Source organism: Pseudarthrobacter xylosi (assembly GCF_055412765.1).
On the sequence record NZ_JBVAYT010000004.1, the window covers coordinates 183005 to 197602 of the forward strand.

Genomic DNA, 14598 nt, shown 5'->3' on the forward strand with positions numbered 1-14598 from the left:
GACTGCCCAAACCCCCGCCGAACCGTTGCGGGGCACTTTGGGCGTGTCGTCGTCGTAATTTACGATGGCGGCCGGCGTGTTCGTGTCAAAGTGCCCCGTTTCTGGGGTGGGATTTAGCCCGTCGGCCCGTTCCGCATCTGCTTCACCAGGTCCAGCACCACGGCCTGCAGGTCGCCGCCGTGCTCGGCAGCGATGCGGCGCTGCCGCTGGTACCCGGCGCCGCGGCGGATGATCTTTTCGACGTCCGCCAGTTCGTCGGGGCAGCCGAGCTTCGCGGCCACCGGCTCCAGCCGGTTCAAGGTCTCCAGCAGGTGGTCGGTGACCAGCTGTTCGTTGCCGGCGGCGTCGAGGATGATGATGGCCTCCATGCCGTAGCGGGCGGCACGCCACTTGTTCTCCTGGATGTGCCAGGGCGGCATAGTGGGGATGGTGCCGCCGTTGTCCAGGGTGGTCGAGAATTCGTCCACCAGGCACTGGGTGAGGGCTGCAATGGCGCCCACTTCCTCCAGCGTGGCCAGGCCGTCGCAGATGCGCATTTCGATGGTGCCGAGGTTGGGAACCGGGCGGATGTCCCAGCGGATCTCGGAGAGCGTGTCAATCACACCGGTGGTGAACATGTCCTGGACGTAGGACTCGTATTCGCCCCAGGACGGGAACTGGAAGGGAAGCCCCGCCGTCGGCAGTTGCTGGAACATCAGGGCACGGTGCGACGCGTAACCGGTATCCTCCCCGCCCCAGAACGGGCTCGACGCCGAGAGCGCCTGGAAATGCGGGAAGTAGTTGACCAGGCCGTCCAGCACGGGGAGTGCCTTTTCGCGCCGGTCCAGGCCCACGTGGACGTGCACGCCGTAGATGACCATCTGCCGGCCCCACCATTGGGTGCGGTCGATCAGCTTGGCGTACCGAGCCTTGTCCGTCACGGGCTGCAGCTGCGGCGGGCTGAACGGGTGGCTGCCTGCGCAGAAAACCTCCACGCCCATGGGATCGGTGATTTCGCGGACGGCGGCCAGGGACCTGCTGAGGTCTTCCTTGGCTTCGGCGGCAGTTTCGCAGATGCCGGTGACCAGCTCCACGGTGTTGAGCAGCAGTTCCTGCTTGATGTGCGGGTGCTCGTCGTCTTCGTTGAGTTCGGGGTGCTTGGCAACCACGCCGCTGAGCACTTCGTTGGCGACCGATGCCAGTTCGCCGGTCTGGCCGTCCACCAGGGCCAGCTCCCATTCCACACCAAGAGTTGATTGCTTCGATGAAGCGAAATCAATCTTCATGCGTTCCCCTAACTGTTCGGATATCACTGGGCACGCGCCGCGTTCAAGTCTAATGCAGGGGTAGCATCGACTTGATGGCCTTGTTCATATGGAGCCGTGAGTGTATTCACAAATCCACCCTCTTTTTCGCGGCCGCCGCCGTGGCCGCCATGACGGCCTGCACGGCGGTTCCCACCCCTACCCCGGCGACCTCCAGCCCCGCGCCGGCCTCGAGCCCGGAATCAGAGCGCCCGACGACGGCGCCCCCGCCCGCTTCCCCCTCACCTGACCCCGGGCTCCGTCCGCTGGGCTGGGGCCCCGAACAGCGGGACCAGGATGCCGCCGTAGCCGCCGTGGCGGCGATGTCGGTCGAGGAGAAGGCCGGCCAGGTGCTGATGCCGGTATATGCCGGCACCGATGCCGAAGCCCAGGCCGCAACCATTGAACGCCTCCATCTGGCCGGGTCCATCATCATGGGCGACAACGTCCCGCTTGACGCGCGCGGGCAGGCGGATCCGGCTGCCCTGGCAGCGGTCAACGCCCGGCTGGCGCAGGCCACGAAGGCCGATGGCAGACTCTGGCCAGGGCTTATCGGCGTGGACCAGGAGGGCGGCATCGTGTCGCGGCTCGGCGCACCCCTGACCGAATGGCCAACAGCCCTGAGCTACGGGGCCACCGGAAATGTGCCGCTCACCAAGGACGCCGGCCGGGCCCTGGCTGCGGAGATCGGGTCGCTGGGCTTCACCGTGGACTTCGCGCCCGTTGCGGACGTGACCATCGGTCCCGCGGATCCAACCATCGGTGCCCGGTCAATGTCCGGCAACCCGGATGCGGCGGGAGCGTTGGCCGTGGCGTTCTCTCAGGGCATGCAGGAAGCCGGCGTCCTGCCAGCCCTCAAACATTTTCCGGGCCACGGCTCCGTCACGGTTGACTCGCACCAAGACCTCCCGGTGCAGCCCGAGGGCATCGCGGAGCTTGAGGCCCGGGACTGGAAGCCGTTCCGGGCTGCCATCGCCGCCGGCGTGCCCATGGTTATGACCGGGCACATCGCCGTACCGGCCCTGGACCCCGGCGTCCCGGCGTCGTTGTCCGGCCCCACGTACGCTGCGTTGCGCGGCATGGGTTTCAAGGGTGTGGCCGTGACCGATGCCCTCAACATGGGGGCAGTCCAAAAGCAATACCCGGGCGGCTCCGCAGCCACGGCGGCGCTGGCTGCCGGTGCAGACCTGCTCCTGATGCCTACGGACGTGGGGCAGGCCCACACAGCCATCGTGAGCGCCGTGGCGGCCGGAACCCTGCCCGCGGCGCGCCTGGACGAAGCCGCCATCCGGGTGGCCACCATGATGACCTGGCGCGGCCGCGTCACGTCGCCACCTGCCGGCTCGGCCCCTGCCAGCGCCGCCCCCGGCAGCAACGTCGATATCTCGGCACGGGTCTCCGCGGCCGCAGTCACCGTGCTCTCCGGACACTGCGGCGCGCCAATCGTCCAGGGAACCATTCGGATCGCTGGAGGATCACCTCAGGACCGGGCACGGTTTGAGGCTGCCGCAGCGAAGGCCGGGCTCGGCACCGGGGCGGGCCCACTGGTCAGCCTCATCGGTTACGCCGGCCGTCCGGTCGGGGGCGATATCGCAGTCGCCTTGGATGCGCCATGGCCGCTGCAGGATTCCAGCGCGCCGGTGAAAATTGCGCTCTACGGCCGGACTCCGGGTGCCTTTGACGCAGTCGTTGCCGTGCTGGCAGGCAAGGCGGCTGCCCCGGGAAAGCTGCCCGCCGCCGTCGGAAGCTATCCGGCCGGGACGGGCTGCCCCTAACCGGCCCCTCCCCAACTGGGTCGCAGTAGATGTCGTTTTGAGCGGTCTTAACGACATCTACTGCGACCCAGTTGGGGGAACGCGTTTAATGGACAGGTGCCCATTCTGAATAAAGACATGACCTTGTGTATTTCGCTGTCGGCCCGGCCCAGCAACAACGGGACGCGGTTCCACAACCACCTCTACGACCAGCTGGACCTGAACTGGATCTACAAGGCCTTCGCCCCCACCGACCTGGCCCAGGCGATCGCCGGCGTCAGGGGCCTGGGCATCCGCGGCTGTGCGGTGTCCATGCCGTACAAGGAGGACGTGATGGCCCTCGTGGATGAGCTGGATCCGTCCGCCAAAGCCATCGATTCGGTCAACACCATCGTGAACACGGATGGGCACCTGAAGGCCTACAACACCGACTACACCGCCATCGAGCAGCTCCTCGCCGGCAACGCCGTACCCACGGACTACTCGGTGCTGGTCCAGGGCGCCGGCGGCATGGCCAAGGCCACCGTCGCGGCCCTGCGCGACGCCGGCTTCACGGACGTCACCGTCATCGCCCGGAACGAAGACACCGGCCGGGCGCTCGCTGAGCAGTACGGGTTCCAATGGCGGGCAACGCTCGACGGCGGCACGGCGGACCTGATCATCAACGTCACACCCATTGGTATGGCAGGCAGTATGGCAGGCGGCCCGGACGTGGACTCGCTGTCCTTCCCGGAAGATGCGATCGCGGCAGCCAACGTTGTGTTCGACGTTGTGGCGCTGCCGGCCGAGACGCCCCTGATCAAGGCGGCCCGCATCGCCGGGAAACAGGTGATCACGGGCGCCGAGGTGGCCACCATCCAGGCGCTCGAACAGTTTGTGCTCTACACCGGCGTGCGGCCCACCGACGAGCAGGTCCGGGCCGCCGAGGACTTTATGCGCGCACAGTAGGACAGGGTCTCAGGCCAGTTCGCTGTTTTAGACGGGTTCCACCGAGATGGCCACCCGGTCCTCGCCGATGCGGGTCAGGACCAGGGTGGCTGTTTTTTGTCCGGCCTTCTTCCCGGTGTTCTTGCTGGCGCTCTTGCTTCCGGCGAACAGCTGCTTGCGCAGTTCCTCCGGGGTTACCGAGGTGCCGCGCTTCTTGATGTCCAGCACCGTGATGCCGTTCTCCTTCACCCAGGCCTTGAGCGCCCTGACGTTGTACGGCATCACTTCCAGGACCTTGTACGCCCGGGCGAAGGGTGTGTCCACCAGTTCCGGAGCGCAGATATAGGCGATGTGCTCGTCCAGCAGGTGCCCGCCCAGTTGAAGCGCGACGTCGGCCACCAGGCCGGCGCGGATCACCGCACCATCGGGCTCATACAGGTAGCCCGCCGCCGGCCCCACTGGCGCCACCGGACCGCCGTCGAAATCGTCAGCGCTGGTCAGCTCGGCGGCACCCTGCGGGCCAAGCAGCAGCGCGGCCCGGCGGATTCCAGGCCGGCGCACGGAGTTGAACCACAGGGCCACCTCGGTGACGTCGCCGCCTACCGATACCCATTGCGCCTCACAGCCGGCGGGAACCGATTCGTGCGGCATGCCGGGGCCCATTTTGACGCCCACGGCGCGCCCGGTGGCTGCGAGCGATTCCACAAAGGACAGCGGCGGCGAAAACGCCTCAGGATCCCAGATCCGTTTCGTACCCGAGGTCGACGTGACCCGTCGTGCGGGATCCAGCCACACGCCGTCGACCCCTTCCAGGGGAACAGTGGTGGCGTCCGAATGCACCACGGTGGCGTTGGGGAAGGGGATTAGGTTAACCGTGGCGCAGGCGGCGGTAGTTTCGTCCATTTCCACGGCCGTGACCGTGATGTCCATCGAGGCCAGAGCCAGGGAGTCGGCGGCCAGTCCGCACCCAAGGTCCGCCACGTGCCGGACGCCGGCCTGCGCAAAGCGCTCGGCATGGCGAGCAGCAACAGTGAGACGCGTGGCCTGTTCCAGCCCGGCCTGCGTGAACAGCATGCTCCGGGCGAACTCGCCGAACTTCAGCTCAGCCTTGGTCCGGAGCCGGGACTGGGTGAGGACGGCGGAGACCAGTGCGGGGGAGTGGCCGGCCTTGCGGAGGGCCGCGTTGAGCTCGAAGGCCTTGTCCTCGCGGTACGGGCCCAGGGACGCAAGGAGCTCCCAGCCTTCGCTCGTGAGCAGTGGGGCGATCTGGTCCTGCGGTGCTTGAGCCATGGGTTCAAGCCTAGTGGAGGTGGCCCGGCGCCCAGATCCGGCTAGGGTTGAAGGCATGGAAGACAGCGCAGGCACCCAGCCGTCCGGACTACCCCAAGCCAGTACCCCGGACCTGGTGAAGTTCGCCCGCCCCGCGCTGATTGCAGGATCCGCGGTGGCCGTGGTCTGCGTCGCGCTGCTCGTGATCATCTTCTTTCTGGACACGTTCAACGCCACGGTCTACTCCGTGGGCGGCAAGAACATCCAGGACGCCACGGACGAGGCAGGGGAGATCCGCGGCCTCTACGCCGGGGCGCGCGTAGGCGGCATCATCTTGCTCGTGGTCTCACTGCTGGCTGCCGTGGGCGGAGCTGTGGTGCTGTATCTGGCGAGGGGCACCGTCAGTGAAGGGGACGACGGCGACGAGGACGTCGATTTTGAGGACCTCACCGACCGGTAAAGTCTGTTCGCCGGAGACATAATTCTGGCACTCGCCTTGACCGAGTGCTAACCAGTACATAGAGTCATCATTAGCACTCTCCCTAGGAGGGTGCTAATACACGAAGAGCTGCCAGCCAGGCTGCTGCCGGCACCGCGACGACGGTTTGCCAGCCACGGTGAAGCAGCTCAAATGTCCATGAATTTTTGCTGACGTAGAAGGAGAGGTCCGAGTGTCGGTCTCTATTAAGCCTCTTGAGGATCGTATTGTTGTCCGCCCGCTCGAAGCCGAGCAGACCACGGCTTCCGGCCTGGTTATCCCGGACTCCGCACAGGAGAAGCCGCAGGAGGGTGAGGTTGTTGCAGTAGGCCCCGGCCGCTTTGAAGACGGCAACCGCGTACCTGTCGACGTAGCCGTTGGCGACGTTGTTATCTACTCCAAGTACGGTGGAACCGAAGTCAAGACCGGTGGCAACGAGTACCTCGTGCTGTCCGCCCGCGACGTTCTGGCGATCGTCGTAAAGTAACTCTTTGGATCCCCGTACTGCTGTTCCGTCCCTGACTGAACAGCTGTGCGGGGTTCTGTCTTTGAAAGGACAAAACCATGGCAAAGCAGCTTGCGTTTAACGACGCTGCACGCCGGTCGCTTGAAGCCGGCATCGATAAGCTCGCCAACACTGTCAAGGTGACGCTCGGCCCCCGCGGCCGCAACGTTGTCCTCGACAAAAAGTGGGGGGCACCCACCATCACCAACGACGGCGTCACCATCGCGCGCGAAATTGAGCTTGATGACCCGTACGAAAACCTTGGCGCGCAGTTGGCCAAGGAAGTAGCCACCAAGACCAACGATGTTGCCGGCGACGGCACCACCACGGCCACCGTGCTCGCCCAGGCCCTGGTCAAGGAAGGCCTGCGCAACGTTGCGGCTGGCGCCGCTCCGGGCCAGATCAAGCGCGGCATCGAGGTTTCCGTAGAAGCCATTGCAGCCCGCCTGCTCGAGAACGCACGCCCCGTTGAAGGCACCCAGGTTGCCAGCGTGGCAGCCATCTCGGCCCAGAGCGATGAAATCGGCGAGCTCCTCGCCGAGGCATTCGGCAAGGTCGGCAAGGATGGTGTGATCACCATCGAAGAGTCCTCCACCACGCAGACCGAGCTGGTCCTCACCGAAGGCATGCAGTTCGACAAGGGCTACCTGTCCCCGTACTTCGTGACCGACTCCGAACGCCAGGAAGCCGTCCTCGAAGACGCCCTCATCCTGATCAACCAGGGCAAGATCTCCTCAGTCCAGGACTTCCTGCCGCTGCTGGAAAAGGCGCTGCAGAGCTCCAAGCCGCTGTTCATCATTGCTGAGGACGTTGAAGGCGAGGCCCTTTCCACCCTGATCGTCAACCGCATCCGTGGCACGCTGAACGTAGTTGCCGTCAAGGCTCCGGGCTTCGGCGACCGCCGCAAGGCCATGCTGCAGGACATTGCCACCCTCACCGGTGCGCAGGTCATCTCCGCGGAACTGGGCCTCAGCCTGGATTCGGTTGGCCTTGAGGTGCTGGGTACAGCCCGCCGCATCACGGTCACCAAGGACAACACCACCATCGTTGACGGCGCCGGTTCCGCAGAAGACGTCGCAGCCCGGGTTTCCCAGCTGCGCGCCGAGCTGACCCGCACCGACTCCGACTGGGACAAGGAAAAGCTCCAGGAGCGCCTGGCCAAGCTGGCCGGCGGCATCGGTGTCATCAAGGTCGGCGCAGCCACCGAAGTTGAGCTGAAGGAAAAGAAGCACCGCATCGAAGATGCAGTGTCCTCCACCCGCGCCGCCCTCGAAGAGGGCATCGTGGCCGGTGGCGGTTCCGCACTGATCCACGCACTGAAGGCCCTCGACGAGGATCCTGCAGTAAAGGCACTCGAAGGCGACGCCGCCGCTGCTGTGGGCATCGTCCGCCGCGCGCTGGTGCAGCCGCTGCGCTGGATCGCCCAGAACGCCGGCTTCGACGGCTACGTTGTCACCGCCAAGGTTGCCGAGCTCGAAACCAACAACGGCTTCAATGCCAAGACGGGCGAGTACGAGGACCTGATCGCGGCCGGTGTCATCGACCCGGTCAAGGTCACGCGTGCAGCACTGCGCAACGCGGCCTCCATCGCTGCGCTGGTTCTCACCACCGAGACCCTCGTAGTGGAGAAGCCCGCAAACGAAGACGAGCACGCAGGCCACAGCCACTAGTCCCCACCCACCGTCCCCCTCACCGCGCTTCGCGCGGTCAGGGAACCCTGACGGCGTGGGCCCAGAGCCTGACGCACAAAAAACCGGTCCAGCTTCGGCTGGGCCGGTTTTTTGTGCGCCCCGCCCTATGCGCCCGGCATGTCCAGGGTCTCGACGTCGCCCGCGCGCTCGTAGACCAGCGACACCGCGCCCTTCGGGAAGCTGCGAGCCGGCTCAACGAGCCGGAAGGAGGCGGGGATAGTGCCGGAATCGAAGAGGCGCTTGCCCTGCCCGAGGGTGATCGGATAGAGCCACAGGTGGAGGCGGTCGATCACGTCTGCCGCGAGCAATGAACGGATGAGGACGCCGCTGCCAAACATGTGGACCTGGTCATACGCCTCGCGGAGTCGGCCCGCCGCCTCAGCATCAGGCAGCACAGTAGTTCCGGACCACGTCGGAGCGGTCAGCGTGTTCGAGACCACGAACTTCGGCACCCGGTTGAGCGTAGCGCCGATGTCATCAGACTGGTGTGGCCAGAAGGCCGCGAAGATGTCGTAGGTCTTCCGGCCGAGAAGCAGAGCGTCGATGCGGTCGATCTCGGCGCTGATGGCCGCCCCGGCCTCGTCATCGGACACCGGCGCCTGCCAGCCACCGAACGCGAAACCGTCTTCGGTGTCCTCCTCGCGGCCGCCTGGGCCCTGGTAGACGCCATCGAGGGTGATGAACAGGTTCGCGACAATGATTCCCATGCGTCCAGTCTGGAACTACGTTCCTGCACTGTACAGAGTCAGCGGCCGTGGCAGACTGGTGCCATGCTGCTCGACGAGCTCGTGAAAACCACGGATGCCGTCGCGTCCACCCGCTCCCGGCTCGCGAAGGTCGACGCACTGGCCGATCTGCTGCGCCGGCTCGAGCCCGTGGACATCGCGGCGGCCGTTGGCTTGCTCATCGCCCAACCGCGGCAGGGCCGCGTAGGAGTCGGCTGGCGCGGCATGACTGCAGCCATGGGCGAGCCGGCCGCCGAGCCGAGCCTGACGGTGGCCGACCTCGACGCCGCGCTGGATCGGCTGCTTGCCACCGCAGGCGCTGGATCAGCCGCGGAGCGTGCCGCGACCCTCCGGTTGCTCACGGCGGCGGCCACCGAGCGCGAACAGGCCTTTATCGCCGGCGTGCTCCTCGGTGAACTGCGGACGGGTGCGCTTGAGGGCGTGCTGACGGATGCCGTGGCCCGCGCCGCCGATCGGCCCGTCGACGCCGTACGCCGCGCCGCGATGCTCTCCGGCAATCTCGGCGAAACCGCCCTGCTGGCCATCACGGGTACGGCAGCCGAGCTTGACGACGTGGGCCTTGTCGTCGGCCGTCCCGTGCAGCCCATGCTCGCCTCTACCGCGGCCAGTGCCAGCGCGGCGCTGGAGTTGACGGGGGAAGCATCTGTGGAATACAAGCTCGACGGCGCGCGCATCCAGGTGCACCGCGCCGGCAACGATGTTCGCATCTACACCCGCACCCTGGCTGAGGTGACCCACCGGCTGCCCGAGGTGGTGGAGGTGGTGCGCGGGCTGCCGGTACGCGATGTGATCCTCGACGGCGAGACCCTCGCCCTCGACGAGGACGGCCGCCCCCGACCCTTCCAGGAGACCATGTCGCGGTTCGGGGCGGATGCGGTGCGCGCTACAGTGCTGCATCCCTGGTTCTTCGACGTGCTGCACCTTGACGGGCGCGACCTGCTTGAGGAGCCACTGTCGACGCGCATCGGCGTGCTCGAGCACATCGCTCCCGGGTACCGGATCCCGGGGGAGATCACAGCGGATGCGGCCGTTGCCGAGAGAGTGTCGCGTGATGCGCTCTCCGCGGGCCATGAGGGTGTGGTGGTGAAAGCGGTCGGATCGGCCTATGCGGCCGGTCGGCGTGGGTCCAACTGGATCAAGGTGAAACCGGTGCTCACCTACGACCTGGTGGTGCTCGCCTGCGAGTGGGGGTCAGGACGCCGCACCGGGCTGCTGTCGAACCTGCACCTCGGGGCCCTCGACCCGACCGGCGAGTTCGGCGAACCCGGCGCCTACGTGATGGTGGGCAAGACCTTCAAAGGCCTTACCGACGCGCAGCTGCGCTGGCAGACCGAAAGGTTCCAGGAGCTTGAGGTGCGGCGAACGGCGGGCACCGTCTGGATTGAGCCCGTCACGGTGGTTGAGATCGCGATCGACGGCGTGCAGCAATCCTCGCGGTATCCGGGCGGAATCGCATTGAGGTTCGCACGCGTCAAGCGCTACCGCGACGACAAGATGGCCGCGGAGGCTGACACCATTCAGACGTTGCGTGCACTGCTGCGTTCGTAGGTTGTGCCGGTTCTTGAGCGGGCGTACCGTGGCGCTTAAGTGCCGTCACGCCCAGCGTGCGGCGGGCCAACTGCTTGGACGGTTGGTATCCGAAAAGGGGCCAGATGTCAGCTGAAACAGGCATTGACCGAGGCAGGTCAGCCTTCCAGGAACACCGCTGGACCGAGGCCAACCAGACCTTCCGTGAAGCCGATAAGCACGGCGGGCTGCCGGCTGGCGATCTCGAACGGCTCGCTACGGCCGAGATCCTGACCGGGGAAAGCACAACTGGGCTCGAGACCCTCACCCGGGCCCATGAGGAATACCTGGTTGTGGGCGACGTCGTTGGTGCCGCCCGGTGCGCCGGTTGGATGGGGATGCAGCTGATGTTCCTGGATGAGCCGGCTCGGGCCGGGGGGTGGTTTGCCCGCGGCCAGCGGCTCGTGGATGAACTGGCCGAGCCGGACGCGGTGCAGGGCCTCCTGCTCGTTCCGAGGGGCCTCGGCAAGCTCTATGGCGGTGATCCGGTAGCCGCCCTGACGGTCTTCTCCCAAGTTGCGGACTTCGGCCAAAGATTCCAGGACAAAGACCTGTCCGCGCTGGGCCTCCTCGGCACAGGGCAGGCCACCCTGATGCTTGGTCACCCTGACGAGGGACTCAGGATGTTCGACGAGGTCATGGTGGCCGTTACGGCAGGTGAACTCTCCCCGATCCCGTCAGGAATTATCTATTGCGCTGTCATTGGCAATTGCCACCTTGCCTTCGACCTGGAGCGGGCCCTGGAATGGACGGCTGCCCTGGATCGCTGGTGCAGTGCACGCCCCGACATGATGTCGTTCAGCGGCCAGTGCCAGTCACACCGTGCAGAACTCTTCATTCTCCACGGGGCCTGGGCCGAGGCGCTGATGGCGGCTGCGGCTGCCCAAGGACTTTCCATGAATGGGGACCCCCAGGCGCTTTACGGCGGCTACTACCAGCAGGGCGAAGTGGAACGGCTGAGTGGAAAACTGGACGACGCCGAAGCTTCCTATGCGCAGGCTGCCCGCTCTGGCTATGAGCCACAGCCTGGCCTCGCGCTCCTCTGGCTGGCCCGCGGAAATGCGCAGCAGGCACAAGCGATGATCCGGCGGGCAGCTGGTGCGGCGGACGAGGCTACCCGCCGGAACATGTTGCCGGCACTGGTGGAGATCGAGCTGGCCGCCTCCCACCTGGAAGCCGCGCGGCGAGGCGTTCAGGAGCTTGTTGCCCTGGCCCGCGAATGCCCTATGCCCATGGTCCGGGCCGTTGCCGGCCAGGCGGACGGCGCGGTCCGGCTGGCCGACGGCGACCCCTCCGCTGCGTTGAAACCGCTCCGGGAGGCGTGGAGACTGTGGCAGGAGCTCGGTGTACCGTTCGAAGCGGCACGCTGCCAGGCGCTGGCCGGCCGTGCCTGCCGCGTGCTCGGTGATGAGGCCTCGGCGCTCATGTACCTGGAGACGGCCCACGCTGTGCTCCTGGACCTGGGCGCAGCGCCGGCGGCAACCTGGGCCGCGACACTGCTGCACGAAGGCATGACGGACGCAGGACCCACGGCGCACACGGCGGGCTTCCTCACCCGCCGCGAACTAGAAATCCTTCAGTCGGTGGCCACGGGAAAGGGCAACCGGGCCATTGCCGGCGAACTGTACCTGAGCGAGAAGACGGTTGCCCGGCACATCAGCAACATCTTCCTGAAACTGGGCCTCTCCTCTCGGGCGGCCGCCACCAGCTACGCCTACGAACACGGGCTCGCAGGCTGACGTCCAAACTGCGGCGACACACGATCCCGGCCTACATAGAAATACCCAGCCGCGCCGTGACGCAAGTTGCATAATTCGGCCGACGCGGCCGCAAGGGGCCCGGCCATAACCTCAAAGCATGAACCTTCCAGTCCTCGCCGGCACACTTTCGACGGTGCTGTTCGCCGCCGGAATGCTGCCGATGCTGGTCAAGGCAGCCCGGACGAAGAACCTGGCGTCCTACAGCCTCGGGAACCTGCTGCTGACCAACGTCGCCAACGCCGTCCACTCCGTCTACGTCTTCAACCTCCCTGCCGGACCCATCTGGGCCCTGCACCTTGCCTACCTCCTGGCATCCGCGCTGATGCTGGCATGGTGGCTCCGGTACCGGGAAGGCGGACACGACGGGACGGACAGCACGCCGGCCGGCCTGCCGGAAAGTTTAGCCAAAGGTATCCCTTTCAATCACCAAGGAGCGCAGTCATGAACACCAACCATTCGACCGGCACGCTGGACACGCTGATCATCGGCGGCGGGCAAGCAGGCCTTGCCCTTGGCCACTACCTGAAAGAGCAGAACCGGACGTTCCTCATCCTGGACGCCAATCCAAGGACAGGTGACGCCTGGCGCCAGCGCTGGGATTCCCTCAGGGTCTTTACGCCCGCAAAGTATGACGGACTTCCGGGCGTTCCGTTCCCGGCGGATCCGCTGTCCTTTCCAACGAAGGACGACGTTGCCGGATACCTTGAGGGGTACGCCGCAAGGTTCGATCTGCCTGTGAATAACGGGGTCCGGATCGACCACCTGTGGCGGGAAGACAACCGCTTCGTCGCCGCTTCCAACGGCCGCCGCTGGGAGGCGCATAACGTCGTCGTCGCCACGGGTTGCAGCCAAGCGCCGAAAATACCGGATTTCGCCGCGGACCTGGACCCCGCGGTCGTCCAGCTCCATTCCAGCGAGTACCGGAACCTGGGGCAGCTGCAGGAAGGACCCGTCCTGGTTGTGGGGCTGGGGAACTCGGGAGCGGAGATCGGCCTGGAAGTGTCCCGCAGCCATCCCACCATCGTGGCCGGCAAGCCCGGCGGTGAGATTCCCGTGAAGCACGGCCCGACGGCGGCACGGTACTTCCTGCCGGTGGTGCGGTTTGCCGGGCTTCACGTCCTTACGCTCAACAACCCGATCGGCCGCAAAGCAGCACCCTCCTTCACCGCACACGCGGCGCCCCTGATCAGGACGAAGTCCAAGGACCTGGCCACCGCAGGCGTCAGGCTCGTGCCGCGAATCAGCGGAGTGGCGGACGGGATACCGGTACTGGCGGACGGGACCCGGCTGGAGGTTTCGAACGTGATCTGGTGCACCGGGTTCCGGGATAACTTCGGCTGGATGGATCAGGCAATGCTCGACGGCGGCGCGCTGCCCAGGCAGCGACGCGGCGTGGCACTTGATACCCCTGGGCTGTTCTTCCTGGGCCAGGAATTTCTGTACGCGGCGGCCTCGGCGACGCTTCCCGGTGTCAGGCGCGACGCCCGTTACCTGGCCGGAAAAATCCCGGTCCCCGTCAGCCGCGAGTCCGCCGCAACCTCCATCTGAGCTGGCGGGCTGTGGCCTCGGGCAACTGCCTGGTGACCAGCCGGTAGAAAACCAGCACGGCCACGGCAGCCGCAACGATTCCTACGAGGTTGACCAGCAGCTGCAGCGCCGAGCCCGCAGCCTTCTGGTATTCGCCGAGGACCAGCGCCACGGCCACGAATCCTGCTGCAGGCACCGTGGTCACCGAGATGAAGACGCCGATCAGGGCGGCCGAACGCCGGCTGATGACTGACAGCATTCCGGCCGCCCCCGCCAAAACGGCGACGATCAGCGAATACGGCCCCGGATGGTAAATGAACTCCACAGCCGAACCGCTGTCCAGGACGTCGGCGGGAAAGAGGCCCAGGGGCACCGACAGCCACGCACCCAAGGCAGCCAGCAGCATGGCAACCGGGAAACCAACCCCCAGGGCGACGGCGGCGTGCCGGCCCAGCCGCCATTTGCCCCGCGCCAGCGCGACGGCCAGGGCTGCCAGCGGGCCGAACTCCGGACCTACCGCCATGGCACCCACAATGGCGATGGTCGAGTCAGTCACGATGCCAATGGCGGCCAGCTGGGTGGCCAGGACCAGGAAGGCAAGGTAGCTCCAGGTCAGCCGTGAGTCCTCACCGGTCTGCCGGGTCACTTCGTCCCAGATCAGGGCATCCGCACCGTCGCCCGGTGCGGCCTGTTCCGCGGCGTCCGCACGCCGGGAGATCACCAGCTCGGGCGCTGAAATGGAGATGGATCCCGCTTCATGCACCCTGAGGACGTGCAATTTCTCCAACAGCTCCTCCACCGATTCGCGGGCGATCTGGATTTCGATGAGGTCGCCACGAGGCTCCACGGACGCTCCCTTCAGTACTGCCAGTTCTGCTGTTCCGGTCTGGTCCTCACAGCATTCCTGCACCACGTGGGAGAGTTCCTGGGGAACACATATGCGCATCTGGACAATCACGTCAGATCCCTTTCCTGGACTGGGGACAGCTTAGTTTCCGGCCGGCCCCGGCGCCCCTGACCTGCAGGCTCGGATTGGTCCTGGCCCCTGCCCACCCCGTAGGGTTGATGTTTTTCCGTGCCGGTCCCGAAAGG

General features: G+C 66.2%; 13 protein-coding genes. 9 read left to right on the plus strand and 4 right to left on the minus strand.

Going from position 1 to position 14598, the window contains the following annotated elements:
- Nucleotides 1-113 precede the first annotated feature (113 nt).
- Nucleotides 114-1265: a glutamate--cysteine ligase gene (locus ACZY1F_RS10935; protein ID WP_463941712.1), complete on the minus strand. Its 1152-nt coding sequence runs from the start codon at nt 1263-1265 to the stop codon at nt 114-116.
- Nucleotides 1266-1606: 341 nt separating this feature from the next.
- Here ACZY1F_RS10935 and ACZY1F_RS10940 point away from each other — a divergent pair, with 341 nt between their 5' ends.
- Nucleotides 1607-3058, plus strand: a complete 1452-nt coding sequence (locus tag ACZY1F_RS10940; RefSeq protein WP_463941899.1) for a glycoside hydrolase family 3 N-terminal domain-containing protein — start codon at nt 1607-1609, stop codon at nt 3056-3058.
- A gap of 96 nt (nt 3059-3154) precedes the next feature.
- Nucleotides 3155-3985, plus strand: coding sequence for a shikimate 5-dehydrogenase (locus ACZY1F_RS10945; protein WP_463941713.1), 831 nt, complete (start codon nt 3155-3157; stop codon nt 3983-3985).
- 27 nt (nt 3986-4012) lie between these two features.
- Here ACZY1F_RS10945 and ACZY1F_RS10950 read toward each other — a convergent pair whose 3' ends face one another.
- Nucleotides 4013-5254 carry a class I SAM-dependent methyltransferase gene (locus ACZY1F_RS10950; RefSeq protein WP_463941714.1) on the minus strand — a complete coding sequence of 414 codons (1242 nt, stop codon included), beginning with the start codon at nt 5252-5254 and terminating at the stop codon, nt 4013-4015.
- 55 nt (nt 5255-5309) lie between these two features.
- On the opposite strand from ACZY1F_RS10950, the gene ACZY1F_RS10955 reads away from it, so the two are divergent.
- The 3 genes from ACZY1F_RS10955 (at nt 5310) to groL (ending at nt 7886) form a co-directional block, all read left to right on the plus strand.
- Nucleotides 5310-5693, plus strand: a complete 384-nt coding sequence (locus ACZY1F_RS10955) for a hypothetical protein (RefSeq protein ID WP_463941715.1) — start codon at nt 5310-5312, stop codon at nt 5691-5693.
- A 211-nt stretch (nt 5694-5904) separates the two neighbouring features.
- Nucleotides 5905-6198 (plus strand): co-chaperone GroES, encoded by a 294-nt coding sequence (groES, locus tag ACZY1F_RS10960; protein ID WP_056344177.1) that lies wholly within the window; start codon nt 5905-5907, stop codon nt 6196-6198.
- 77 nt (nt 6199-6275) lie between these two features.
- Nucleotides 6276-7886: a chaperonin GroEL gene (gene groL, locus ACZY1F_RS10965; protein ID WP_463941716.1), complete on the plus strand. Its 1611-nt coding sequence runs from the start codon at nt 6276-6278 to the stop codon at nt 7884-7886.
- Nucleotides 7887-8011: 125 nt separating this feature from the next.
- Here groL and ACZY1F_RS10970 read toward each other — a convergent pair whose 3' ends face one another.
- The gene (locus tag ACZY1F_RS10970; protein WP_463941717.1) at nt 8012-8614 is read right to left on the minus strand and encodes a dihydrofolate reductase family protein; all 603 of its coding nucleotides are present in this window, start codon (nt 8612-8614) and stop codon (nt 8012-8014) included.
- A gap of 63 nt (nt 8615-8677) precedes the next feature.
- Here ACZY1F_RS10970 and ACZY1F_RS10975 point away from each other — a divergent pair, with 63 nt between their 5' ends.
- The 4 genes from ACZY1F_RS10975 (at nt 8678) to ACZY1F_RS10990 (ending at nt 13527) form a co-directional block, all read left to right on the plus strand.
- On the plus strand, nt 8678-10201 hold the full coding sequence (locus tag ACZY1F_RS10975; RefSeq protein ID WP_463941718.1) for an ATP-dependent DNA ligase: 1524 nt from the start codon (nt 8678-8680) through the stop codon (nt 10199-10201).
- A gap of 104 nt (nt 10202-10305) precedes the next feature.
- Nucleotides 10306-11958: a LuxR C-terminal-related transcriptional regulator gene (locus tag ACZY1F_RS10980; RefSeq protein ID WP_463941719.1), complete on the plus strand. Its 1653-nt coding sequence runs from the start codon at nt 10306-10308 to the stop codon at nt 11956-11958.
- Between the two features lie 118 nt (nt 11959-12076).
- On the plus strand, nt 12077-12424 hold the full coding sequence (locus ACZY1F_RS10985; RefSeq protein WP_463941720.1) for a hypothetical protein: 348 nt from the start codon (nt 12077-12079) through the stop codon (nt 12422-12424).
- Nucleotides 12421-13527 (plus strand): flavin-containing monooxygenase, encoded by a 1107-nt coding sequence (locus ACZY1F_RS10990; RefSeq protein WP_463941721.1) that lies wholly within the window; start codon nt 12421-12423, stop codon nt 13525-13527. Before ACZY1F_RS10985 ends, ACZY1F_RS10990 begins: the two co-directional genes overlap by 4 nt.
- Here the strand turns inward: ACZY1F_RS10990 and ACZY1F_RS10995 are convergent.
- Nucleotides 13496-14464: a DUF389 domain-containing protein gene (locus ACZY1F_RS10995; RefSeq protein ID WP_463941722.1), complete on the minus strand. Its 969-nt coding sequence runs from the start codon at nt 14462-14464 to the stop codon at nt 13496-13498. The two genes, ACZY1F_RS10990 and ACZY1F_RS10995, sit on opposite strands and share 32 nt — an antisense overlap.
- Nucleotides 14465-14598 lie beyond the last annotated feature (134 nt).